This is a genomic window from Microbacterium sp. NPDC057658 (assembly GCF_042799975.1).
Taxonomy (GTDB): domain Bacteria; phylum Actinomycetota; class Actinomycetes; order Actinomycetales; family Microbacteriaceae; genus Microbacterium.
In genome coordinates, this window is the sequence record NZ_JBHVHT010000002.1 from 296,675 (window position 1) to 320,151 (window position 23,477).

Annotated in this window: 19 protein-coding genes and 1 tRNA gene; 14 read left to right on the forward strand and 6 right to left on the reverse strand. The window is 70.6% G+C overall.

From position 1 onward, the window contains the following. From ACFU8V_RS14870 to ACFU8V_RS14925, 12 genes are all read left to right on the forward strand, one after another. A partial coding sequence (locus ACFU8V_RS14870; RefSeq protein ID WP_378872369.1) for an acetate/propionate family kinase occupies window positions 1-1,039 on the forward strand: 1,039 nt, incomplete at its 5' end. 99 nt (window positions 1,040-1,138) lie between these two features. Then, window positions 1,139-1,897, forward strand: coding sequence for a beta-phosphoglucomutase family hydrolase (locus ACFU8V_RS14875; RefSeq protein ID WP_025104252.1), 759 nt, complete (start codon window positions 1,139-1,141; stop codon window positions 1,895-1,897). Continuing rightward, the gene (locus ACFU8V_RS14880) at window positions 1,894-4,401 is read left to right on the forward strand and encodes a glycoside hydrolase family 65 protein (protein WP_025104253.1); all 2,508 of its coding nucleotides are present in this window, start codon (window positions 1,894-1,896) and stop codon (window positions 4,399-4,401) included. Before ACFU8V_RS14875 ends, ACFU8V_RS14880 begins: the two co-directional genes overlap by 4 nt. A gap of 126 nt (window positions 4,402-4,527) precedes the next feature. Then, complete coding sequence (locus ACFU8V_RS14885; RefSeq protein WP_378872374.1) at window positions 4,528-6,780, forward strand: DNA polymerase III subunit gamma and tau; 2,253 nt, start codon at window positions 4,528-4,530, stop codon at window positions 6,778-6,780. After that, complete coding sequence (gene recR, locus ACFU8V_RS14890) at window positions 6,780-7,373, forward strand: recombination mediator RecR (protein ID WP_025104255.1); 594 nt, start codon at window positions 6,780-6,782, stop codon at window positions 7,371-7,373. Before ACFU8V_RS14885 ends, recR begins: the two co-directional genes overlap by 1 nt. Continuing rightward, on the forward strand, window positions 7,370-8,284 hold the full coding sequence (locus ACFU8V_RS14895) for a DMT family transporter (RefSeq protein WP_315109293.1): 915 nt from the start codon (window positions 7,370-7,372) through the stop codon (window positions 8,282-8,284). Before recR ends, ACFU8V_RS14895 begins: the two co-directional genes overlap by 4 nt. Window positions 8,285-8,365: 81 nt before the next feature. Further along, window positions 8,366-9,646: an aspartate kinase gene (locus ACFU8V_RS14900; RefSeq protein WP_025104257.1), complete on the forward strand. Its 1,281-nt coding sequence runs from the start codon at window positions 8,366-8,368 to the stop codon at window positions 9,644-9,646. A 249-nt stretch (window positions 9,647-9,895) separates the two neighbouring features. Next, complete coding sequence (locus tag ACFU8V_RS14905; protein WP_378872379.1) at window positions 9,896-10,966, forward strand: aspartate-semialdehyde dehydrogenase; 1,071 nt, start codon at window positions 9,896-9,898, stop codon at window positions 10,964-10,966. A 46-nt stretch (window positions 10,967-11,012) separates the two neighbouring features. Further along, window positions 11,013-12,485, forward strand: coding sequence for a malate:quinone oxidoreductase (locus tag ACFU8V_RS14910; RefSeq protein WP_378872382.1), 1,473 nt, complete (start codon window positions 11,013-11,015; stop codon window positions 12,483-12,485). Window positions 12,486-12,494: 9 nt separating this feature from the next. Then, window positions 12,495-13,148: a thymidine kinase gene (locus tag ACFU8V_RS14915; protein WP_062636208.1), complete on the forward strand. Its 654-nt coding sequence runs from the start codon at window positions 12,495-12,497 to the stop codon at window positions 13,146-13,148. Window positions 13,149-13,302: 154 nt separating this feature from the next. Next, complete coding sequence (locus tag ACFU8V_RS14920; protein WP_378872385.1) at window positions 13,303-14,025, forward strand: FadR/GntR family transcriptional regulator; 723 nt, start codon at window positions 13,303-13,305, stop codon at window positions 14,023-14,025. 10 nt (window positions 14,026-14,035) lie between these two features. Then, window positions 14,036-15,313 (forward strand): alpha-hydroxy-acid oxidizing protein, encoded by a 1,278-nt coding sequence (locus tag ACFU8V_RS14925; protein WP_378872388.1) that lies wholly within the window; start codon window positions 14,036-14,038, stop codon window positions 15,311-15,313. Between the two features lie 85 nt (window positions 15,314-15,398). Here ACFU8V_RS14925 and ACFU8V_RS14930 read toward each other — a convergent pair whose 3' ends face one another. The 5 genes from ACFU8V_RS14930 to ACFU8V_RS14950 all read right to left on the reverse strand — a co-directional run bounded on the left by ACFU8V_RS14930 (window position 15,399) and on the right by ACFU8V_RS14950 (window position 20,396). Further along, window positions 15,399-16,166 carry an HAD-IIB family hydrolase gene (locus tag ACFU8V_RS14930; RefSeq protein WP_366215345.1) on the reverse strand — a complete coding sequence of 256 codons (768 nt, stop codon included), beginning with the start codon at window positions 16,164-16,166 and terminating at the stop codon, window positions 15,399-15,401. Then, window positions 16,163-16,639 carry a VanZ family protein gene (locus ACFU8V_RS14935; RefSeq protein WP_126894486.1) on the reverse strand — a complete coding sequence of 159 codons (477 nt, stop codon included), beginning with the start codon at window positions 16,637-16,639 and terminating at the stop codon, window positions 16,163-16,165. The genes ACFU8V_RS14930 and ACFU8V_RS14935 overlap by 4 nt, the downstream gene beginning before the upstream one ends. A gap of 68 nt (window positions 16,640-16,707) precedes the next feature. Beyond that, a tRNA-Pro gene (locus ACFU8V_RS14940) sits at window positions 16,708-16,784 on the reverse strand. Between the two features lie 118 nt (window positions 16,785-16,902). After that, complete coding sequence (locus tag ACFU8V_RS14945) at window positions 16,903-17,844, reverse strand: metallophosphoesterase (protein ID WP_378872392.1); 942 nt, start codon at window positions 17,842-17,844, stop codon at window positions 16,903-16,905. Then, window positions 17,835-20,396: a transglycosylase domain-containing protein gene (locus tag ACFU8V_RS14950; RefSeq protein WP_378872395.1), complete on the reverse strand. Its 2,562-nt coding sequence runs from the start codon at window positions 20,394-20,396 to the stop codon at window positions 17,835-17,837. Before ACFU8V_RS14950 ends, ACFU8V_RS14945 begins: the two co-directional genes overlap by 10 nt. An 89-nt stretch (window positions 20,397-20,485) precedes the next feature. On the opposite strand from ACFU8V_RS14950, the gene ACFU8V_RS14955 reads away from it, so the two are divergent. Then, window positions 20,486-20,710 carry a hypothetical protein gene (locus tag ACFU8V_RS14955; protein ID WP_378872398.1) on the forward strand — a complete coding sequence of 75 codons (225 nt, stop codon included), beginning with the start codon at window positions 20,486-20,488 and terminating at the stop codon, window positions 20,708-20,710. Further along, on the forward strand, window positions 20,707-21,165 hold the full coding sequence (locus ACFU8V_RS14960; RefSeq protein ID WP_025104268.1) for a RidA family protein: 459 nt from the start codon (window positions 20,707-20,709) through the stop codon (window positions 21,163-21,165). Before ACFU8V_RS14955 ends, ACFU8V_RS14960 begins: the two co-directional genes overlap by 4 nt. 98 nt (window positions 21,166-21,263) lie before the next feature. Here the strand turns inward: ACFU8V_RS14960 and acs are convergent, their stop codons facing one another. Beyond that, entirely contained in the window at window positions 21,264-23,231 is a 1,968-nt protein-coding gene (gene acs / locus ACFU8V_RS14965; protein WP_378872401.1) for an acetate--CoA ligase, read from the reverse strand. Window positions 23,232-23,477 lie beyond the last annotated feature (246 nt).

Genomic DNA, 23,477 nt, shown 5'->3' on the forward strand with positions numbered 1-23,477 from the left:
CGCCGTTGGGAGGGCGGGGAGACGAGCACGCCCCCGCTCGGTGGCGGATCGGGCCGCGACGGGTTCCCCCGCGCACGGCCCCTCCCTCGAGGCGCATCCCCCGGTCGCGGTCGGGCATCGGGTCGTGCACGGTGGTGCGCGCTTCTACGCGCCGACCCTGATCGACGCCGACGTCGAGCGGCAGATCGACGAGCTCGCCGTGCTCGCGCCGCTGCACAATCCGGCGAACCTCGCCGGCATCCGGGCGGCCCGCGCCGTGTTCGACAGCGTCCCGCACGTGGCGGTGTTCGACACCGCGTTCCACCAGACGCTGCCGCCGGCGGCCTACACCTACGCGATCGATGCGGCGCTCGCCGCCGAGCATCGGGTCCGTCGGTACGGATTCCACGGCACGAGCCACCAGTACGTCAGCGAGACCGCCGCGAGTTTCCTCGGGCGCGACCTCGGGACCCTCCGGCAGCTCGTGTTCCACCTCGGCAACGGCGCGTCGGTCACCGCGATCGACGGGGGTCGCTCGGTCGAGACCTCGATGGGCCTCACGCCGCTCGAGGGCCTCGTCATGGGCACGCGGTCGGGCGACATCGACCCGGCCGCTCTCGTGCACCTGTCCCGCCGCGCCGGCTACACCATCGACGACCTCGACGCGCTGCTGAACACCCGCAGCGGGCTGGCGGGACTCGCCGGACGCAGCGACATGCGCGACATCCTCGCGGGCGTCGCCGCGGGGGAGGAGGCCGCGACGCTGGCCTTCGACGTGTACGTCCACCGTCTGCGGGCCTACGCCGGCGCGTACATCGCGCAGCTCGGCGGGGTCGACGTCGTGTCCTTCACCGCGGGCGTCGGGGAGAATGCGGCGCCCGTGCGGGCGGCGGCGATGGCGACGCTCGGCTTCGCGGGGATCGAGATCGACCCGGCCCGCAACGAGGCGAAGGAGCGCGGCGTCCGCGTCATCTCGACGGATGCCTCGGCCGTGACGGTCCTCGTCGTCCCCACCGACGAGGAGCTCCAGATCGCCAGGCAGACCGCCGAACTGCTCTGATCGCGGTCCGGGGTTACCCCGCGCGCGCCACCGCCATTACGCTTGCACAGTGGCACGGAGAGGTGCCGACCCGACCCTCGTCCTTCTCCTGGAGGCTCTGTGCCAGACGCGCTGCCCGACCTGTTCCACGCCGACGGTGTGCTGTTCGACCTCGACGGCGTCCTCACGCCGACCGCCGAGGTGCATATGCGCGCCTGGAAGGCGGTCTTCGATGACGTCTTCGCCCGCTGGGACATCACGCCGCCGTACACCGACGAGGACTACTTCGCCTACGTCGACGGCAAGAAGCGCTACGACGGCGTCGCGAGCCTGCTGCGCAGCCGCAATGTCGAGGTGCCCTGGGGCTCGGTGGACGACGACCCGTCCGCCGAGACCATCTGCGGGATCGGCAACCGCAAGAACGCCGCGTTCGCGGCGTCGCTCCGCAGCCAGGGCATCGCTCCGTTCCCCGGCTCCCTCGCCGTGGTCGAGGCGCTGCACGCCGCGGGGATCCCGCTCGGTGTCGTCTCCAGCTCCAAGAACGCCGAGGAGGTACTGGCGGCCGCCGGCATCCGGTCCTTCTTCCGCGTCGTGATCGACGGCGTCGTCGCCGAGCGTGAGCACCTCGCCTCCAAGCCCGCGGCCGACATGTTCGCCGCCGGCGCCACGGCCCTCGGCGTCGACCCGGCCCGCAGCATCGCCGTCGAGGACGCCACCTCCGGCGCCGCTTCGGCCGCCGCCGCCGGATACGCCGTCGTCATCGGCGTCGACCGCGGCGCCGGCGCCGACGCACTCCGCGCCGCCGGCGCGACCCACGTCGTCGACGACCTCGGCGTCCTGCTTCCCGCCGCCCGCACCGACACCCCGGAGACCGCATGATCGACCGCGACCGCTTCCCCGTCGACCCGTGGCGTCTCATCGAGACGCGCTACTCGGAGGAGGGCGTCGGCGAGACGCTGTTCTCGGTCGGCAACGGCTACCTCGGGCTCCGGGGCAACCACATCGAGGGGCGCGGCGCGCAGGAGCACGGCACCTTCATCAACGGCCTGCACGAGACGTGGCCGATCCGGCACGCCGAGCAGGCCTACGGCTTCGCCGAGGTCGGCCAGACGATCGTCAACGCCCCCGACGCCAAGGTGATGCGCCTCTACGTCGACGACGAGCCGATCTCCCTCGACGACGCGGACGTGCGCGAGTACGCCCGCACGCTCGACATGCGCACGGGTGTGCTGGAACGGCGCGTCGTCTGGGAGACCCCGTCCGGCAAGCGGGTACGCATGCGGGATCAGCGTCTCGTGAGCTTCGAGGAGCGCCACCTCGCCGTGCTGCGGCTCGAGGTCGTGGTCGAGAACGCCAACGCCCCGGTCACGATCAGCTGCCAGCTGCTCAACCGTCAGGACGGGGCGGGCGTCTACGCCGGCTCCCCGATGACGACCAAGGGCGCCGCCTTCGACCCGCGCAAGGCCGAGCGCATCGCGGACCGCGTGCTGGAGCCGGCCGAGCACTGGCAGGACGGCCTGCGCTCCGCGCTGTCGTACCGGGTCGCCGCGTCCGGGATGACCGTCGCCGTCGTCGCCGATCACATCATCGAGACGGAGAACGACTACAACGTCCGCACGCTCATCGAGCCGGACATCGCCAAGAACGTCTTCCGCGTCCAGGCGAAGGCCGGCGTCCCCATCACGATCACCAAGCTCGTCAGCTACCACTCGTCCCGCGGCGTGCCCCCGCGGGAGCTCGTCGACCGCTGCCGTCGCTCTCTCGACCGGGCAGCGGACGAGGGCGTGGAGACGGTCTTCCGTCGTCAGCGCGAGTGGCTCGACGCGTTCTGGGAGCGCAGCGACGTGCAGATCGGCGGGCGCGACGACCTGCAGCAGGCCACCCGGTGGTGCCTGTTCCAGCTCGCGCAGGCCTCGGCCAGGGCGGACGGCGCCGGCGTCCCCGCGAAGGGACTCACCGGCTCCGGCTACAGCGGCCACTACTTCTGGGACACCGAGATCTACGTGCTCCCGTTCCTCACCTACACGACGCCGCGCTGGGCGTACAACGCTCTCCGGGCCCGGGTGAAGATGCTCCCCGCGGCGCGCCGCCGGGCCGCTCAGCTCAACGAGGCCGGAGCGCTCTTCCCGTGGCGCACGATCAACGGCGAGGAGGCCTCGGCGTACTACGCCGCCGGCACCGCGCAGTACCACATCAACGCCGACATCAGCTTCGCGCTCGGCAAGTACGTGCGGGCGACCGGGGACGAGGCCTTCCTGCGGCGCGAGGGCGCCGACGTCGCGATCGAGACCGCGCGGCTCTGGGCCACCCTCGGCTTCTGGCGGGGATCGCGGCTCGTGGAGCAGTCCGGCGCCGGCGACGGCCTCCAGACGTTCCACATCCACGGCGTCACCGGCCCGGACGAGTACACGACCGTCGTGAACGACAACCTGTACACGAACGTCATGGCACGGTACAACCTCCGGTACGCGGCCAAGGTCGTGCGGGAGATCCGCGACAGTTACCCCGAGGACTACGCGGCCCTCGTCGAGCGCACGGGCCTCGGCTCCGGTGAGGCGGAGTCCTGGGAGCGTGCCGCGGAGGCGATGTACATCCCGTACAGCGAGAGCCTCGGCATCCACCCGCAGGATTCGCTGTTCCTGGAGCGGGAGGTCTGGGACCTCGCGAACACCCCGGCCGACCAGCGCCCGCTGTTGCTGCACTTCCACCCGCTCGTGATCTACCGCTTCCAGGTGCTCAAGCAGGCTGACGTCGTGCTGGCGCTGTTCCTCCAGGGCAACCACTTCTCGCCCGAGGAGAAGAAGGCCGACTTCGACTACTACGACCCGCTGACGACGGGCGACTCGACCCTCTCGGCGGTCGTGCAGTCGATCCTCGCGGCAGAGGTGGGCTATCAGGACCTCGCGCAGAAGTACTTCGAGCAGTCGCTGTTCGTCGATCTGCACGACCTGCACCACAACGCGGCGGACGGGGTGCACGTGGCCTCGGCCGGTGGCGTGTGGACGGCCCTCGTCTGCGGCTTCGGCGGTATGCGCGACTACGGCGGTGACCTCAGCTTCGACCCGCGGCTCCCCGAATCCTGGCCGTCGCTGTCGTTCCCGCTGCAGTGGCAGGGGACCGCGATGCAGGTGACCGTCACGAGGCACGAGCTGCGCGTCGAGGTGCGCAGCGGACCTCCGGTGCCGTTCAGCGTGCGGGACAACGCGTACATCGCGACACTGGAGGACGAGGTCATCGTCCCGCTCGCGAACCAGGGACCCGTGATCCCCGGACGCCCGACCCTGCAGGAGTTCGCCGACGCCCGCCGCGACGACGGCACGCGGCTTTCGGCCTCGGTCCCCGTGATCACGAGCGCGATCCCCGTCATCGAGAACCTCGACTGACCGCCGACCCACCCCTCTGCGTGCGTCCCACCCCGTTGCGGACGCGCGCAGAGGGGTGGCTCGCGTGAAAGGGGCCGGGTCGACCGGGAGGGGAGCAACGTCGGTGGCACGCCGTAGGCTGGAGGGGTGACCACAGCCCTCTACCGCCGCTACCGACCCGAGACGTTCGGCGAGATGATCGGGCAGTCGCAGGTGACCGATCCGCTCATGACTGCGCTGCGTGGCGACCGCGTCGGCCACGCCTACCTGTTCTCCGGCCCGCGCGGTTGCGGCAAGACCACCTCGGCGCGCATCCTCGCCCGGTGCCTGAACTGCGCGGAGGGCCCGACCGACACCCCCTGCGGGACCTGCCCGAGCTGTGTCGAGCTGTCCAGGGCGGGCGGCGGATCGCTCGACGTCGTCGAGATCGACGCGGCGAGTCACAACGGCGTCGACGACGCGCGCGACCTGCGCGAGCGGGCGACCTTCGCCCCGAGCCGCGACCGCTTCAAGATCTTCATCCTCGATGAGGCGCACATGGTCACCCCGCAGGGCTTCAACGCGCTGCTGAAGCTGGTCGAGGAGCCCCCGCCGCACGTCAAGTTCATCTTCGCGACGACGGAGCCCGAGAAGGTGCTCGGCACGATCCGCTCGCGCACCCATCACTACCCGTTCCGGCTGGTCCCGCCCGCCGCGATGCTCGACTACGTCGAGAAGCTCTGCGCGGAGGAGGGGGTCATCGTCGAGCAGGGCGTCCTCCCGCTCGTCGTCCGCGCCGGGGGTGGCTCGCCCCGCGACACCCTGTCGCTGCTGGACCAGCTCATCGCGGGGTCGGACGCCCCTGCCGGCTCGGAGACTGTCACTGTCGGCTACGCGCGCGCGGTCGCGCTGCTCGGGTACACCCACGGGGCCCTCCTCGACGAGATCGTCGATGCGCTGGCGGCGGGCGACGCCGCGACCGCCTTCCCGGCCATCGACCGCGTCGTGCAGACCGGACAAGACCCGCGTCGCTTCGTCGACGACCTCCTGGAGCGCCTGCGCGACCTCATCGTGATCGCCGCCGTGGGCTCCGGTGCCTCCGCCGTGCTCCGCGGGATCGCCGAAGACGAGCTCGACCGCATGCGCCGCCAGGCCGAGTCGTTCGGCGCCGCGCGGCTCTCCCGTACGGCAGACGTGGTCAGCGCGGCTCTCGACGACATGTCCGGAGCCACGTCGCCCCGCCTCCACCTCGAGCTCATGGTGGCCCGCGTCCTCGCCGCATCCGGGGGGTCGACCTCGTCCGGAGCGGCCGCGTCGGGCGCGCTGCACCCGCCGGCCACGACGCCCCCGCCGGTGATCCCGCCCGCGGCCGCGGCGCCGTCTCCCACGGCTGCGCCCGGTACGGAGACCGCGCCGGCAGTGCCCTCGACGCCCGCGGCACCGGCTCCCTCCGCGCCGGCCGTCTCCGCCCCTGTGGCCGCCGCCGAGCCCGAGCGCTCCCCGGAGCCCGAGCCGGCGCCGGAACCCGCCCGTCCCGCGGAGCCCGACCCCACGCCGGCTCCGGCCCCGGCGTCGTCCGCGCCGTCCGCCCCCGTCACGTTCGACCGCGTCCGCGATGCCTGGCCGGCCGTGCTGAAGCGTCTCGAAGGCATCAGCCGCACGTCCTGGCTGCTCGCCACCGCTGTGCAGCCGCTGGCCTACGACGGCGAGTCCGAGGTCCTGACCCTCGGATTCACGAGTCAGCACGACGTCGCGAAGTTCAAGGGGACCACGCCCGGCTCCGGGCCGTCCGACCACCTCCGCACGGCCATCGAGCAGGAGGTCGGGGTGCGGGTCAAGTACCTGCCGGCCCCGATGCCGCCCGGCGGTGCGCCGCGGCAGCCCGCCTCCTCGGGATCCGCCGCCCCGGCCGACACCGCTCCCGCATCGGAGCCTGCGTCAGCGCGTCCCTCCCGCCCGCAGACCCGCGCCGCCGCGGCCCCCGTGACGGAGTGGGCGGTCGCACCCATCCCGACGACAGCGGCCGCCGCGCCCGCAGCGCCCCTCGCCGTCGACGAGGAGCCGGAGGATGTCGAGGCCGCCCCCGCCGCCCCGACCCCGCCGGCCGACGGCAGGATCGATCGCGATGAGCCGCCGCTGCCCGGCGACGACGACGCTCCCGCGTTCGACGAGGAGCCGCCGTACGATCCGGCCTACGAGCCCCCGGCTCCGTACGACCGCCCTCCCTCCCCACGCGCGACTCCGGCGGCGGCCCCGAAGGCGGCCGCCCGCGCGGCCCCCGCGGCCGCTCCACCGGTCATCGTCGAGCGCACCCCTGCCGCCGGCGGCGTGCAGCGCTACGGAGAGGCCGTGATCCGCCAGGTGCTCGGCGCGACGTTCCTTCGCGAAGAGCCCTACGAGCCCCCCACGAGGTTCTCCTGATGTACGACGGCATCGTCCAAGAGCTGATCGACGAGTTCGGCCGCCTTCCCGGCATCGGCCCGAAGTCGGCGCAGCGCATCGCGTTCCACATCCTGCAGACGCCGACGTTCGACGTCGCCCGTCTCGCCGAGCTGCTGACCGAGATCCGCATCCGGGTCCGCTTCTGCGAGATCTGCGGCAACGTCGCGGAGCAGGAACGCTGCGCGATCTGTCGCGACCCTCGCCGCAACCAGGCGCTGATCTGCGTGGTCGAGGACGCGAAGGACGTCGCGGCGATCGAGCGCACGCGGGAGTTCCGCGGCCTGTACCACGTGCTCGGCGGCGCGATCAGCCCCATCGCGGGCATCGGGCCGGACGACCTCCGGATCGCGCAGCTCATGACGCGGCTCGCCGACGGCACCGTGCAGGAGGTCATCATCGCCACGAACCCCAATCTGGAGGGCGAGGCGACGGCGAGCTACCTGAGCCGGCTCCTGACGACGATGCAGATCACGGTCTCGCGGCTCGCCTCGGGCCTCCCGGTCGGCGGCGACCTCGAGTACGCAGACGAGGTGACGCTCGGCCGGGCCTTCGAGGGCCGGCGCGTGCTGTGACCCCGCAGTCCGGCTTCTCCCGCCGGGGCTGGCTGCTCTTCGGGGCCATGGCCCTGCTCTGGGGCGTTCCCTACCTCTTCATCAGCGTGGCGGTGGATTCGATCTCCCCGCCGGCGATCGTGGCGGGACGGACGCTGATCGCCGCCCTCCTCCTGCTGCCGTTCGCCCTGCGCAGCGGCGCCCTTCGCGCGGCGCTCCGGCACTGGCCGTGGGTGCTGGCCTTCGGGGCCGTGGAGATGGCCGGACCGTTCCTCCTCCTCGGACACGCCGAGATGACGCTGCCCTCCGGCATGACCGGACTCCTCGTCGCGACCGTGCCGCTGTTCGCCGCCCTCATCGCGCTGGGCGGTGGTGACCGCGGCGTGCTGCGTCCCGCCCGCGGCATCGGCCTGCTGGTCGGCTTCGTCGGCGTCGCCATCGTCGTGGCGGGGCCCGGGCTCTTCGGGGGAGAGGTGAGTCTGCTCGCGGCCGGCGAGGTGCTGCTCGTCGCGGTGCTGTACGCGATCGCACCGTTCATCGTGGCGCGCAAGTTGAACGACGTGCCCTCGCTCGGCACGATCACGCTGTCCCTGCTCATGATCGGCATCTTCTATCTCCCGATCGGTCTGCTCACGCAGCACGAGGTGCCGACGCTCCCGTCGATCGGCGCCCTCCTCGCCCTCGCCGTCATCTGCACGGCGCTGGCGTTCCTGGCCTTCTTCGCGCTGATCCGCGAGGTCGGACCGGTCAGGGCGCCGCTGTTCACCTACGTGAACCCCGTCGTGGCGATCGTGCTCGGCGCGATCGTGCTCGCCGAGCCCCTCACCCCGGGGCTCCTCCTCGGATTCCCGCTGATCATCGTCGGGTGCTGGTTCGCCGCCACCGGAGGGCGCCTGCGCCCGGTGACGCCCGTCCCGCCCGCCCCCGCCTGAGCCGTCACATGCGCGGGGCGGCATGCGCGCCGATCGTAGAATGACCGTGGGCGGATCCGCCCGACATCCCAGGGAGTGAACGTGGCCCTCATCGTGCAGAAGTACGGCGGCTCGTCCGTCGCCGACGCAGAGAGCATCAAGCGCGTCGCCAAGCGCATCGTCGACACCCGTCGCGCCGGTCACGACGTCGTCGTCGCCGTGAGCGCCATGGGCGACACGACCGATGAGCTGCTCGACCTCGCGAACGAGGTCGCGCCGATCCCGGCTCCGCGCGAACTCGACATGCTCCTCTCCAGCGGCGAGCGGATCTCGATGGCGCTGCTGGCGATGGCGATCCACTCGATGGGCTTCGAAGCGCGGTCGTTCACCGGCAGCCAGGCCGGCATGATCACCGACTCGCAGCACGGGGCGGCGCGCATCGTCGACGTCACACCGGTCCGGCTCCGCGAGGCGCTCGACGAGGGCGCGATCGTCATCGTCGCCGGCTTCCAGGGCTTCAATCGCGACACCCGCGACATCACCACGCTCGGCCGTGGCGGATCGGACACGACGGCCGTCGCGCTGGCGGCCGCGCTGTCGGCCGACGTCTGCGAGATCTACAGCGATGTGGACGGCATTTTCACCGCCGACCCGCGCGTGATCCCGAAGGCGCAGAAGCTCGACCACGTCTCCAGCGAGGAGATGCTGGAGCTCGCCGCCAACGGCGCCAAGGTCCTCTACATCCGTGCCGTGGAGTACGCCCGCCGGCACGGCGTCCTCATCCACGCTCGGTCGACGTTCTCGTCGGCCGAGGGCACATACGTTCTGGGCGAGGGCATGAAGAACCCTCGCGAAGCCGAGGGAGCAGTCATGGAAGAACCGATCGTCGCCGGCGTCGCCACCGACTTCAGCCAGGCCAAGATCACCGTCGCCGGAGTGCCCGACGTCCCGGGCAAGGCCGCAGAGATCTTCAAGATCGTCGCGAAGTCCGGCGCCAACGTCGACATGATCGTGCAGAACGTCTCCGCCACCGGGCGCACGGACATCTCGTTCACGGTCCCCAAGGCCGACGCCGCTGCCGCACTCAAGGCCCTCGCCGGCGAGCAGACCGAGGTCGGCTTCCAGAACCTCATCCACGACGACCAGATCGGCAAGCTGTCCGTGGTCGGCGCGGGCATGCGCACGCACTCCGGTGTCTCGGCGACCCTGTTCGAGGCCCTGTCCGCCGGCGGCATCAACATCGAGATGATCTCCACCTCGGAGATCCGCATCTCGGTCGTGCTCCGCGACACCGACCTCACCGAGGCCGCCCGCACCGTGCACACCGCCTACGGTCTCGACGGCGACGCGGAGGCCACGGTCCACGCCGGCACCGGCCGCTGACCCCACGCCAGCGCGCCACGCTAGCTCAGGCGTTCGCGCTAACTCAGGCGGCCCTGTCCGCGCGTGCCTGTTGTCCCGCGTTCGCCTGATGTACCGGGCGCGCGTGCCTTCGTGAAACGGACGGGCTTCGGGGTGGTCGTGGCGCGATAGACTCGCGGAAACCCTGACACCGGCGCCAGGCGCAGCATCAGCATCCCGACGCCGCGCCCGAAGCCTCGTACGCCGTACCGCACGAAGCCAAGGAACATCATGACCCGCATCTCCGAATCAGGACTCTCCGTCGCCATCGTCGGCGCCACCGGCCAGGTGGGCACCGTGATGCGCGAGATTCTCGCGGAGCGTTCGTTCCCGATCCGCGAGCTGCGGCTGTTCTCGTCGGCGCGTTCCGCGGGCACGGCGATCGAGTTCGGCGGACAGACGGTCATCGTCGAGGACGTCGAGGCCGCCGACCCGTCCGGGATCGACATCGCGCTGTTCTCCGCCGGTGCCACCGCCAGCCGCGCCTACGCCCCCCGCTTCGCCGAGGCCGGCGCCGTGGTCGTCGACAACTCCAGCGCCTGGCGCATGGACCCCGAGGTCCCCCTCGTCGTCAGCGAGGTCAACCCGCACGCGATCGACGACCGGCCCAAGGGCATCATCGCGAACCCGAACTGCACCACGATGGCGGCGATGCCGGTGCTGAAGGTCCTCGACGCCGAGGCCGGCCTGGAGCGCCTGATCGTGTCGACCTACCAGGCGGTGTCCGGCTCCGGACTCGCCGGCGCACAGGAGCTGCTCGGCCAGGTCGAGGGCGTGCTCGCGCAGGGCGACACCCTCCGCCTCGTGCACGACGGCTCCGCGGTCGACTTCTCCGAGCCCGAGAAGTACGTCGCGCCGATCGCCTTCGACGTGATCCCGTTCGCGGGGAACCTCGTGGACGATGGCGACAACGAGACCGACGAGGAGAAGAAGCTCCGCAACGAGAGCCGGAAGATCCTCGAGCTGCCCGACCTCCGCGTCGCCGGTACCTGCGTCCGCGTGCCGGTGTTCACGGGCCACTCGCTGTCGATCCACGCCGAGTTCTCCCGCGACCTGACGCCCGAGCGCGCCACGGAGGTGCTGAGCGCGGCGCCCGGCGTCGTGCTCGACGAGGTGCCGACCCCGCTGCAGGCCGCGGGCAAGGACCCGAGCTTCGTGGGCCGCATCCGTGCCGACCAGTCGGCTCCGGAGGGCAAGGGTCTCGTGCTCTTCATCAGCAACGACAACCTCCGCAAGGGGGCGGCGTTGAACGCGGTGCAGATCGCCGAAGTGCTCGCCGAGCGCCTCGCCCCGGTGTCCTGACCGCCCGGTGGTCGGCGGGGTCCTGCCCGCGAACTAGACTGTTCGGGTGACTGAAAACGTCGATGTCGTCCTGATCGGCGGTGGCATCATGAGCGCCACCCTGGGTACCCTGCTGCACGAGCTGCAGCCGGACTGGAAGATCGTCGCCTTCGAGCGGCTGTCGGACGTGGCGCAGGAGAGCTCGAACCCCTGGAACAACGCCGGGACCGGGCATGCCGCCCTGTGCGAGCTGAACTACATGCCGCAGCAGGGCGACGCTCCGCTCGACCCCGCCAAGGCGATCTCGATCAACGAGCAGTTCCAGCAGAGCCGCCAGTTCTGGTCCTCCCTCGTGGAGAAGGGCGTGCTGGACGAGCCGACGACCTTCATCAACGCGACGCCGCACATGACGTTCGTGCGGGGTGAGAAGGACGTGGCCTACCTCAAGAAGCGCTATGAGGTGCTCAAGGAGCAGCCGCTGTTCGCCGGCATCGAGTACAGCGAAGACTCCCGCGTCATCAACCAGTGGGCGCCGCTGCTCATGCAGAAGCGGCGGAAGGGCGAGCCGTTCGCGGCCACCCGGGTGCCCGCCGGCACCGACGTCGACTTCGGCGCGCTGACGCATCAGCTCTTCGATCACCTGCGTGACTCGGGCGTCGCCGTGCGCACGAACCACGAGGTCAAGTCGCTCAAGCGCCAGAAGGACGGCACCTGGCTCATCAAGTACCGCACGACGGTCGGCCGCACCCCGAACGAGATCAAGGCGAAGTTCGTGTTCGTCGGGGCCGGTGGCTGGGCGCTGAAGCTCCTGCAGAATTCCGGTATCCCTGAGATCAAGGGCTACGGCGTCTTCCCGATCGGCGGCCAGTTCCTCAAGACAACGAACCCGAAGATCGTCGCGCAGCACAAGGCGAAGGTCTATTCGCAGGCCTCGGTCGGCGCGCCGCCGATGTCGGTCCCGCACCTCGACACGCGTGTCGTCGACGGCGAGGCATCGCTGATGTTCGGGCCGTTCGCGACGTTCAGCCCGAAGTTCCTCAAGAACGGCTCGATGCTCGACATCGTCACGCAGGTCCGGCCGCACAACCTCTGGCCGATGCTGCGGGTCGCCTTCGCCAATCCCGACCTCATCACGTACCTCATCAGCGAGCTGATGAAGAACCACCGCAAGAAGGTCGACAGCCTCCGCACGTTCATGCCGACGGCCAAGGACGAGGACTGGACGCTCATCGACGCCGGTCAGCGCGCTCAGGTCATGAAGAAGGACCCGAAGAAGGGCGGCGTGCTGCAGTTCGGCACCGAGGTGGTCGCCTCGGGCGACGGCTCGATCGCCGGTCTCCTCGGTGCATCCCCCGGGGCTTCGACCGCCGTGCCGATCATGCTCGACCTGCTGAAGAAGTGCTTCCCCGGCGAGTACCCGGGGTGGGAGTCGCAGCTGCGTGAGCTCATCCCCACCTTCGGCCGGAAGCTCAACGGCGACGCGGAGCTCGCGGAGGAGTCGACCGCCGCGACTGCCGCCGTCCTCGGCATCAACGTCTGACCTGGGCCCGTGGCGAAGCTCTACTTCCGCTACGGCGCGATGAACTCGGGCAAGTCGACCGCTCTGCTGCAGGTCGCCTACAACTACGAGGAGCGCGGCCAGCACGTGCTCCTCGCCAAGCCCGCGATCGACACCAAGGGCGCGGGGCAGATCGAGAGTCGCCTCGGCGTCACGCGGCCGGTCGACTTCCTCGTCGGTCCGGACGATGACGTGCGCGCGCTCTTCGCGGTCCACCGCGAGCGGATGCAGCGGTCCACGGAGGAGGAGCTCCTCCCGACCGGGCCGATAGACGTGGCCTGTCTCCTCATCGACGAGGCGCAGTTCCTCACGCCGACACAGATCGACGACCTGTTCCGCATCGCGGTGGAGGACGGCATCCCGGTGATGGCCTACGGCATCCGCAACGACTTCCGCACCCACGCCTTCCCCGGCTCCGCCCGGCTCCTGGCCATCGCGCACTCCCTGGAGGAGCTCAAGACGATCTGCCGCTGCGGGCGCAAGGCGGTGTTCAACGGCCGCGTGGTCGGCGGCCGCTTCGTGTTCGACGGCGACCAGGTCGCGATCGACGAGGGCGCCGACGGTTCCGCCTCGCCCGAGCTCACGACCTATGAGTCGCTGTGCGGCACCTGCTATCTGGAGGAGTCCGGCGGCCGTCTGGGCTGACCCGCCGACCCACCCCCTTCCGGTCGCCCCACCCCTCTGCGTGCGTACGCACCGGGCCGGGACGCACGGAGAGGGGTGGCTCGCGCGCGCCGCATCGCCGCATTGCGTGGTCTGACCACACGCGCTAACCTGTGGTCTGACCACAGGAGGCGGGATGACGGAGCAGCCGGCGCGTGCATGGCGACTCGTGCTCGAGCACATCGAGCGTGACCTGCTCGACGGTCGTCTCGGCCCGGGGGACCGGCTGCCGTCCGAACGGGACCTCGCGAGCGACCTCGGCGTCGGGCGGTCGAGTGTGCGAGAGGCGTTCCGGGTGCTCGAGGTGCTCGGCCTCATCCGCACCGCCACCGGCTCCGGGCCGCAGGCGGGCGCCATCGTCATCGCGACCCCCACCGGCGGGATGTCGGCGCTCCTGCGGCTCCAGGTGGCCGCGCGGGGCTTCCCGCTCGATGACGTCGTCCGCACGCGACTCGTGCTCGAGGACGCGGTCGTCGACGCCATGGCATCGGCCGCCCACCGGGACACCGTCCGGGCGCACGAGCTGCTCACGGCCATGGACGACGGCGCCCTCACTCCGGCCGAGTTCCTGGCCCTCGACGCGCAGCTGCACCTCTCCCTCGCCGAGGGCAGCGGCAACACCGTCATCGCGGCGATGATGGCGGGCCTCCGCTCCGCCATCGAGTCGTACGTGCTCGCGGGCGCGGCGAGCGTCGACGACTGGGATCGCATGGCCGACCGCCTGCGGTCCGAGCACCACGCACTGGTCGCGGCGATCGATGCGGGCGAGGTCGACACCGCCCGGCGCCTGGTCCGCGCCCACATCACCGGCTACTACACCGCCGCGGGCCTCACCCGCACCGTCCCCCCGCAGAACTGAGAGGCAGAACATGGTCCAGCGCCAGCTCCCCAACCCCGCCGAGCTGTTGGAGCTCATGAAGTTCAAGAAGCCCGAGCTCGACGGGCGCAAGCGCCGTCTCGACGCCGCGCTCACCATCGACGATCTGCGCACGATCGCCAAGCGCCGCACACCGAAGGCCGCCTTCGACTACACGGACGGCGCGGCCGAGGGCGAGCTCTCGCTGAGCCGCGCCCGTCAGGCGTTCCAGGACGTGGAGTTCCACCCCGGCATCCTCAAGCCGGCGCCGGACGTCGACACGGCCGTCGAGATCCTCGGCGGTCCGTCCGCGCTCCCGTTCGGCATCGCGCCGACCGGCTTCACCCGGCTCATGCAGACCGAGGGCGAGGTCGCGGGTGCCGGAGCCGCGGCCGCTGCGGGCATCCCGTTCACGCTGTCCACCCTCGGGACCACCTCGATCGAGGACGTCAAGGCGGCGACGGTCCGGGAGCCGCAGGGCCCCGTGCCCGGACGGAACTGGTTCCAGCTTTACGTCATGCGCGACCGCGAGATCTCGTACGAGCTCGCCCGCCGCGCCGCCGCCGCCGGCTTCGACACCCTGCAGTTCACCGTCGACACCCCGGTCGCCGGTGCCCGTCTCCGCGACAAGCGCAACGGCTTCAGCATCCCGCCGCAGCTCACCCTCGGCACGATCATCAACGCCATCCCGCGGCCCTGGTGGTGGTTCGACTTCCTGACCACGCCGAAGCTGGAGTTCGCGTCGCTGAGCGCGACCGGCGGCACCGTGGGCGAGCTCCTCGACGCGGCGATGGACCCGACGATCAGCTACGACGACCTCGCCGTCATCCGCGACATCTGGCCCGGCAAGATCGTCATCAAGGGCGTGCAGAACATCGAGGACTCCGTGCGCCTGCGGGACGCGGGCGTCGACGGCATCGTGCTGTCGAACCACGGCGGGCGCCAGCTCGACCGCGCCCCGATCCCGTTCCACCTCCTGCCCGAGGTCCGTCGTGCGGTCGGCGACGACTTCACGGTCATGATCGACACCGGCATCATGAACGGCGCCGACATCGTGGCGTCCGTCGCCCTCGGCGCCGACTTCACGCTGATCGGCCGCGCCTACCTCTACGGGCTGATGGCGGGGGGACGGCAGGGCGTCGACCGCACGATCGCCATCCTGCGCGGCGAGATCGAGCGCACGATGCGGCTGCTGGGCGTGGCCTCCCTCGCGGAGCTCGAGCCGGGGCACGTGACCCAGCTCACGCGTCTGGTGCCCGTCTCCCGCGCGGCCGGCGTCGAGGTGCGCTGACGCCTCTGCACGACCAGACCACGCCTGCACGACGGATTCGATCGTCCCGTCGTGCAGGCGGGTCGACGTCGTGCGAACGTGCGCGTCAGACCCGGGTGGAGAGGGTCGGCAGGAGAGCCTCGAGGCGGGCCGCCGTGTCCTCCCAGCCCTCGACGGCCACCGACGGCACGCCCAGCGCGAGGACGGGGTAGTCGTTGCCGCCCTCGTCGAGACGGTCGCCGTAGAACAGCATCGCCGTGAGCTCGATCCCGGTGTGCGTGGCGAGCTGTCGCATGCCGAACGCCTTGTCGATGCCGGCGCGGGTGATGTCGATGGAGGTCGAGCCGCCGGAGCGCACCTCGAGGCCAGGAAGCCGCGCGGCGACGGCATCGCGCAGGGCGCCGCGCTTCGCGCCGGTCGGATCCCAGGCGTGCTTCGCGTCACGCGGTGCCTGCTGGCCGAGGGCCGAGAACGTGATCTGCGAGCCGCGGTCCTCGAGGATCTCGCCCCAGGGCTCGGTCTCCCAGAGCCCGAGGCGCTCCGCCTCCTCGCGGAGGGCCGTGAGGGCGGCGGACTTCTCCTCGTCGCTCAGGTCGTGGGCGTACACGGCTACGAAGTCGCTGCCGTCATGCCGCAGGTATCGCGTGCCGCACGTCGGAAGCAGGTGCAGGCGGGCGAGCGCCTCCGGGTCGGCGTCCGCGAGTTGCGCGACGACCTGCGTGCGGAACTGCGCCTCGTTGCCCCCGGAGATGATGGCGACGTCGACGGACTGGAGCAGCTCGTTCAGGAGCGCGGCGATCCGCGGGTCGATCGTGCCCTTGGACGGCGCGAGCGTGTCATCGAGGTCGAAGGCGACGAGAGAGGGCGATGTCATGATGCCTCCACTGTAGGTGTTCGCGGCCGGGAGGAGGGTGTGGTGGCGAGCAGCGTGCAGAACACCGCGATGACGATGCCGATCGTCGCCCCGGTGGAGTTGGCCAGCACGTCGCTCACGGTCGCGGCGCGGTGGGGGAGGGCCAGGTACTGCGCCGTCTCGATCACAAGCGAGAGGGTCGGGCCCACGAGCAGCGACAGCGGCCAGAGTCGGCGGGGAAGGAGCAGGAACGCGAGGATGCCGACGGGGACGAAGACGATGACGTTCGCGAGGATCTCGAGGCGCGTGAAGTCGAGGCCCGTCCAGCCGACGCGGTGGAGTGCGCCGAGGGCGAGGTCCACCACGGAGGGCATCGTCTGCTCCACCCGCGCGGGCGTGAGCGTAAGGAACGCGATGCCGGCGAGGAACGGCAGCCCGAGAGCGAGCGCCCAGATGCGCGTCGAACGACGCGGCGGCGGCAGGAGCCTCCCCATGCGTTCCCCTCTCGCACGACATCCCGATACAGAGAAGGCCGCCCCTGCGGGCGGCCTTCTCGTGTCACTGGTCGGGGTGACAGGATTTGAACCTGCGACCTCTTCGTCCCGAACGAAGCGCGCTACCAAGCTGCGCCACACCCCGTTTTGCAACCCTCCGAGTCTACAGCGAAATGCCTCCAGCACCGAATCGAGCGCGCACATCCGCGTGGCGCGCCGTGCGGGAGCCGTCGGCGCGGGGACCCGCACCCGTGTCGGACGGCTCAGGCGCGCGGGGTCAGGGTGAGCAGCGTCGCCTCGGGGCGGCACGCGAAGCGCACGGGGGCGTAGATCGAGTGTCCGCAGCCGGCACTCACATTCAGCGGCGCCGAACGCCCGTCGTGCGTCCAGGTGCTCAGCCCCTTGGCCTGCTTGAGGGGGATGTCGCAGTTGGCGACGAGCGCGCCGTACCCCGGGAGGCACACCTGGCCCCCGTGCGTGTGTCCGCCGAGGATCGCGTCCGCGCCGAGGTCGACGAAGCCGTTGAGCACCCGCTGATAGGGGGCGTGCGTCACCCCCAGCAGGGGAGCACCGCCCGGGCGGGGACCGAGGCCGGCCAGGGCGTCGGGGAGCACGTCCAGACGATCCCAGTCGCGATGCGCGTCGTTCACGCCGAACAGGTCGACGGGCGCTCCGCGGACGGTCAGCCGAGCCGCGGCGTTGTTCAGATCGGCCCAGCCGAGCTCGTCCGTGAAGTAGTCGTCCATCGCGGCGGTGTCGAGCAGCGCCGGCTGTCGGATCTTCTGAGACGGGCCCGCGAAGTAGCGCAGCGGATTGCGCGGCGTGGGGACGTTGACGTCGTTCGACCCGTGCACGAACACACCGGGGATGCCTGCGAGGGGAGCGAAGGCGCGACGGATCCCCTGCAGCCCGTCCTCGTGACCGAGGTTGTCGCCGGTGTTGACGATGAGGTCGGGCTGAAGCTCGGCGAGCGAGGCGAGCCAGTCCTGCTTCCGACGCTGCCAGGGCGCCATGTGCGCATCGGACAGGTGCAGGATGCGCAGCGGCTCCGCGCCGGCGGGAAGGGCCTCCGCCGTCACCTCCCGCACGGTGAACAGGTAGCGCTCGATCCCGATGCCCCACACCGCGGCGGCCGCACCGACGGCCCCCACCGCGCCGAGCGCGATGAGGGCCGGGTGTGCCGCGCGGGGCGCGCCTACTTGCACGTCACCCTGATCGGCGTGGACTTCGTGGCCGCGGTGTTCGCGGCCGGGTCCGTCGAGGTCACCTTCGCATCGTCCGCGTTGCACGACCCGGCGCGTTCGACCGACGTGAAGCCGGCTGCGATCAGCGCGGCGTTCGCGGCGGTCGGGGACTGGCCGGTGACGTCGGGGACGGTCGCGCCGTCGCCGTTGCTCGGCGAGATCGTGATGGTGGCGCCCGACGGAGCTTGACCACTGGGATCCTGCGCGACGACGATGTTGGTCGCCTTGTCGCTGTCGACGGGATCGCCCACCGAGACGGTGAACCCGGCACGCTCGAGGGTGGCCGTCGCCTCCTCCACCGTCTGTCCGACCACATCGGGCACGTCCACCCGGATCTGCCGGATGAGGTTGCCGTCGGGCTGCGGGAAGGCGTCGCCGCCGTAGACCATGTTGGCCGCGTGCTGAGCCGCCCTCGCCAGCGGATAGCGCACCTCGTTGAGGAGGTGGCTGCCGGTCCAGACGTTGAAGACGTTGTCGTGGTTGCCGTTCGACCGGCCGGCCCAGACCGCGGTCGCGACCTTGGTGCTCGACTCGATCATCATCGTCGACCAGAGGTCGTGGGTACCGGTCTTGCCGATCAGCGGCGTGCCGTCGAACGGGTTGGCCCTGGCACCGGTGCCTCCGCCGGCCATGACGCCCTGGAGCGCGTAGGCGGCGGTCGCGGCGACCTCCGGGGCGAGCACGCCCTCCGTGCACGAGGCCTTGGGAAGCTCGCGCTCCTTGCCCTCCGCGTCGATCACCTTGTCGATCGCGCGCGGCGTGCAGTACGTGCCGCCGCTCGCGACGGTCGCGTACGCGTTCGCCATCGCGATGGGGGAGATGTTCTTCGGGCCGAGCACGTCGTACGGCACGTTCTCCTCAGTGACCTTGTTGCCGTTGGCCAGCGTGACGCCCATCTTGTCGGCGACCTTGTTGATGTCGCAGACGTCGAGCTTGGCCGCCATGGCGAAGTAGCCACTGTTGAGCGACTGGGCGGTGAAGGTCATCGGGGTGCCGGGGTAGCCGCGGCTGCGGCCGAAGTTGCCGATCTCCGCCGTGTTCGTCGCCTGCGGGCTGCCGCAGACGGGGATCCGCAGATTGGTCTGCACGGTGCCGTTCAGGTTCTCCCGGACGGAGTGCCCCTTCTCGAGCCAGTCGATGAGGGTGAACAGCTTGTACGTCGACCCCACCTGGAAGCCGCCGGACTTGCCGTACTTCTGGTCGCCGGCGAACACGAGGGAGGAGTACGCCTGATCGGTGGTCGGCGTCTCCGAGAACATCGTGTTCTGGGTGATCGAGAGGATGCGACCGGTGCCGACCTCGATGGAGACACCCGCGGCGCCGAAGTACTTGTTGTCGAAGTTGGCCGGGACGACGTTGGCCATCTCCTCGGCGGCCGGGTCCTGCACCCGGAAGTCGAGCGACGTGTAGATCTTCAGGCCACCGCGGCGGAGCAGATCCCGACGGTCCTGGATGTCCTCGCCGAAGGCCTCGTCGTTCTCGATGATCGACTTCACGTACTGGCAGAAGTAGGCGTTGCGCCCGGCCGCCGCACAGCCCTGGACGGGAACGGTGATCGCCGGCTCGATCGCCGAGGCCATCGCCTCGTCGTACTGGGCCTGGGTGATCTTCTTGTCGGCGAGCATGCGCCCGAGGACGTAGTCACGACGGTCCTTGGCATCCTTGTAGCCGTCCTCCGCGGAGTTGTGGGCGACGCCGTCCTTGGTCGTGTACGTGCCCTCCGGCTTGTCGATCCGGTAGGTGTTCGGGTTCTGCACGATGCCGGCGAGGGTCGCGGCCTGGGCGACGCTGAGCTTGCTGGCGGACGTGGAGAAGTAGTAGCGCGACGCGGCCTCGATTCCGTAGACCGTGCCGCCGAAGTTCGCGATGTTCAGGTAGCCGAGGAGGATCTCGTTCTTCGAGTAGTCCTTCTCGATCTGGATGGCGTAGCGCATCTCCTGGAGCTTGCGCTCGATGCCGTCGACGCCCGACGCGTTGGTGGCGTCCTGCCAGCACTGCTGCAGCTCGTCCGCGTAGGTCTCGGAGGCGGTGCTGACGTTCTGCTCGCACTGCTGGATGCGGACGTTCTTCACGAACTGCTGGCTGATGGTCGAGGCACCACGGCTCGAGGTGCCGCGAACGTTGTCGACGAGGGCCTTCACCGTCGCGCCGAGGTTGACCCCGCCGTGGGTGTAGAAGTTCTTGTCCTCACTCGAGAGGATCGCGTCGTAGAGGACCGGCGAGACATCCTCGTACTTCACCGGGACGCGGTTCTGCTCGTAGAACGACGCCAGCACGACCGGCTTGCCCTCGGGGTTCGTGGCGTAGATGGTCGACTGCTCCATGGGAGTGTCGACCTTCAGCACCTCGGGCAGCTCATCGAAGATGGTCAGCGCCGTGGTGCCGGCGACGCCGGTCATCGCGAGGACGGGGGTGACGCTGGCGGTGACCAGCAGACCGGCGATGGCGCTCAGTCCGACGAGCCCGACGAGACCGCCGAGCACGCCCTTCACCGTGCGGTTCTTTTGGGGCATACGCTTGATCGTAGGGGAGTTCCCTGAATACCGGCTTTGACGAGCGCGGCCCGGTCTGCCCTGGACGCGCCCTGATCGACAGGAGTGCCATGACCACGTGGGAGTACCTCACCACGCCGCTGCTGATCCACAACACCGCGGCCATCCTCAACAACTGGGGCAAGCAGGGCTGGGAGCTCGTCCAGGTGGTGCAGGGCCCCGAAGGCGGTCTGGTCGCCTACTTCAAGCGCCCCGTGACCACGGACGGCTCGACCAACTCCGGTCTCGCCGCCGCCGCCGAGGCCTCGCGCCAGTTCGAGGGAGGCCAGGCATGAGCATCGCCGCCCGCCTCTCCGAGCTCGGCATCGAGCTGCCCGCCGTCGCCGCTCCGGTCGCCGCCTACGTGCCGGCGGTCGTGCACGGCGGCCTCGTCTACACGTCGGGCCAGCTCCCGTTCGTCGACGGCGCCCTCCCCGCGACCGGCAAGGTCGGCGCGGAGGTGTCCGCCGAGGACGCGAAGGCCTACGCCAGGACGTGCGCTCTGAACGCGCTGGCCGCCGCGGCCGACGTCGCGGGCGGCGTGGACCGCATCGCCGGCGTCGTCCGGGTCGGCGGCTTCGTCGGCTCGGCGGAGGGCTTCACCGGACAGCCCGGCGTCATCAACGGCGCGAGCGAGGTGCTCGGCGAGATCTTCGGCGAGGAGGGCCGGCACGCGCGTGCCGCCGTCGGCGTCGCGGAGCTCCCGCTCGGCAGCCCCGTCGAGGTCGAGGTCACGTTCCGCCTCGCGTAGTTCCCGCGCCCGGCACGCCCAGACCCTGGGCACACGTCGAGACCCCCTGCTGCAGACGTCTGCAACAGGGGGTCTCGACGTGAACCCGGGGTCTCGCGTTACTTGACCTGGGCGGAGATGATGCTCATCACGGCGGTGTCCGCGAGCGTCGTCGTGTCGCCGACCTCGCGCCCCTCGGCCACGTCGCGGAGCAGACGGCGCATGATCTTCCCGGAGCGGGTCTTCGGCAGCTCGCCGACGATGTAGACGTCACGCGGACGGGCGATCGCGCCGATCTGCTCGCCCACCCAGAGTCGCAGCTGCTGCGCGAGTCCCGCCGGGTCGTGCGCGGAGAGGTAGCTCTCCTTGATGATCACGAAGGCCACGACCGCCTGACCCGTGGTCTCGTCCGAGGCGCCGACGACGGCGGCTTCGGCCGTGGCCTCGTGCGCGACGAGGGAGGACTCGATCTCCGCGGTCGACAGGCGGTGACCCGAGACGTTCATCACGTCGTCGACGCGTCCGAGCAGCCAGAGGTCGCCGTCCTCGTCGAGCCGTGCGCCGTCACCCGCGAAGTAGTAGCCCTGCTTCTCGAACTTCTCCCAGTAGGTCTCGCGGAAGCGCTCCGGGTCGCCCCAGATGCCGCGCAGCATGCTCGGCCAGGGTTCGGTGATGACGAGGAGCCCGCCGTTGCCGTTGCCGACCTCGACGCCCCGCTCGTCCACCACGTCGATCGAGATGCCGGGCAGCGGCACCTGGGCGGAGCCGGGCTTCGTCGCGGTGATGCCGGGGAGCGCCGACACCATGATCGCGCCGGTCTCGGTCTGCCACCACGTGTCGACGATCGGGGTCGTGCCGGCGCCGATGACCTCGCGGTACCACATCCAGGCCTCGGGGTTGATGGGCTCGCCCACCGAGCCGAGCACGCGCAGCGAGGACAGGTCGAACTTCTGCGGGACGCTGCGACCGATCTTCATGAACGAGCGGATCGCGGTCGGGGCCGTGTAGAAGATCGAGACCTTGTACTTCTCGATGAGCTCCCACCAGCGGCCGGGGTGCGGGGTGTCGGGCGTGCCCTCGTAGAGCACCTGCGTCGCGCCGTTCGCGAGCGGGCCATAGGTGACGTAGGTGTGTCCGGTGATCCAGCCGATGTCGGCGGTGCACCAGTAGACGTCGGTCTCCGGCTTCAGGTCGAAGACGTTCTTGTGCGAGTACGCCGCCTGGGTGAGGTAGCCGCCGGAGGTGTGCAGGATGCCCTTCGGCTTCCCCGTCGTGCCCGAGGTGTACAGGATGAAGAGGGGGTTCTCGGCGGGGAACGCCTGCGCCGTGTGGTCGGCCGAGGCCGCGGGGACGACGTCGTGCCACCAGAGGTCGCGGCCCTCCGTCCACTCCACCTCGTTCTCGCCGCGCTTGACCACGAGCACGTGCTCGACGGTCTGCTGTTCGCCCTCGCCGCGGTCGGCCAGCGCCTGGTCCACCGCCGGCTTCAGCGCGGAGACGCGGCCCTTGCGGTACCCACCGTCCGCGGTGATGACGAGCTTGGCGCCGGCGTCGTCGATCCGGGAGCGCAGGCTGTCCGCGCTGAACCCGCCGAAGACGACCGAGTGGATGGCGCCCACGCGCGCCACGGCGAGCATCGCGGCGATCGCCTCGGGGATCATCGGCAGATAGATCGCGACGCGGTCGCCCTGCCCGATGCCGAGACTCTCGAGCACGTTTGCGACGCGCTTGACCTCGTCCGTCAGCTCGGCGTAGGTGATGCGGCGGCTGTCGCCCGGCTCGCCCTCCCAGAAGAGCGCGACGCGGTCGCCGTTGCCGGCCTCGACGTGCCGGTCGAGGCAGTTGTAGGCCACGTTGAGCTCGCCGTCGTCGAACCACTTGGCGAAGGGCGGGTTGCTCCAGTCGAGGACCTGGGTGAAGGGCTTGTGCCAGTGCACGAGCTCGCGCGACTGATCGGCCCAGAAGCCCTCGCGATCCGCGGCGGCGCGCTCGTAGAGCTCTTTCGAGGCGACGGATTGGGCGGCGAACTCCTCCGACGGCGCGAAGCGCCGGGTCTCGTCGAGAAGGTGATCGATCTGACTGCTCATCGGCAGGCGCTCCTTTGCGGCGTTCGGGTCGTGCAGGCATGGCCGCAGGGGGAGTGCGACCAGGTCAGGGTGAATCTATCCCCGGCCCCCACCGTCGAATACTGCCGAAAGTCGGTAGTCGGGTGGGTTTTGTCAGGACGGTCGCCTTGCGTACACTCGACGACAGCCGAAATCTCATTCCGGCCTTGGCGTGCCCGATTCCCCCGATCGAGAGCCGCCGTGGGCGGCACCTCATTCCCCCCATGA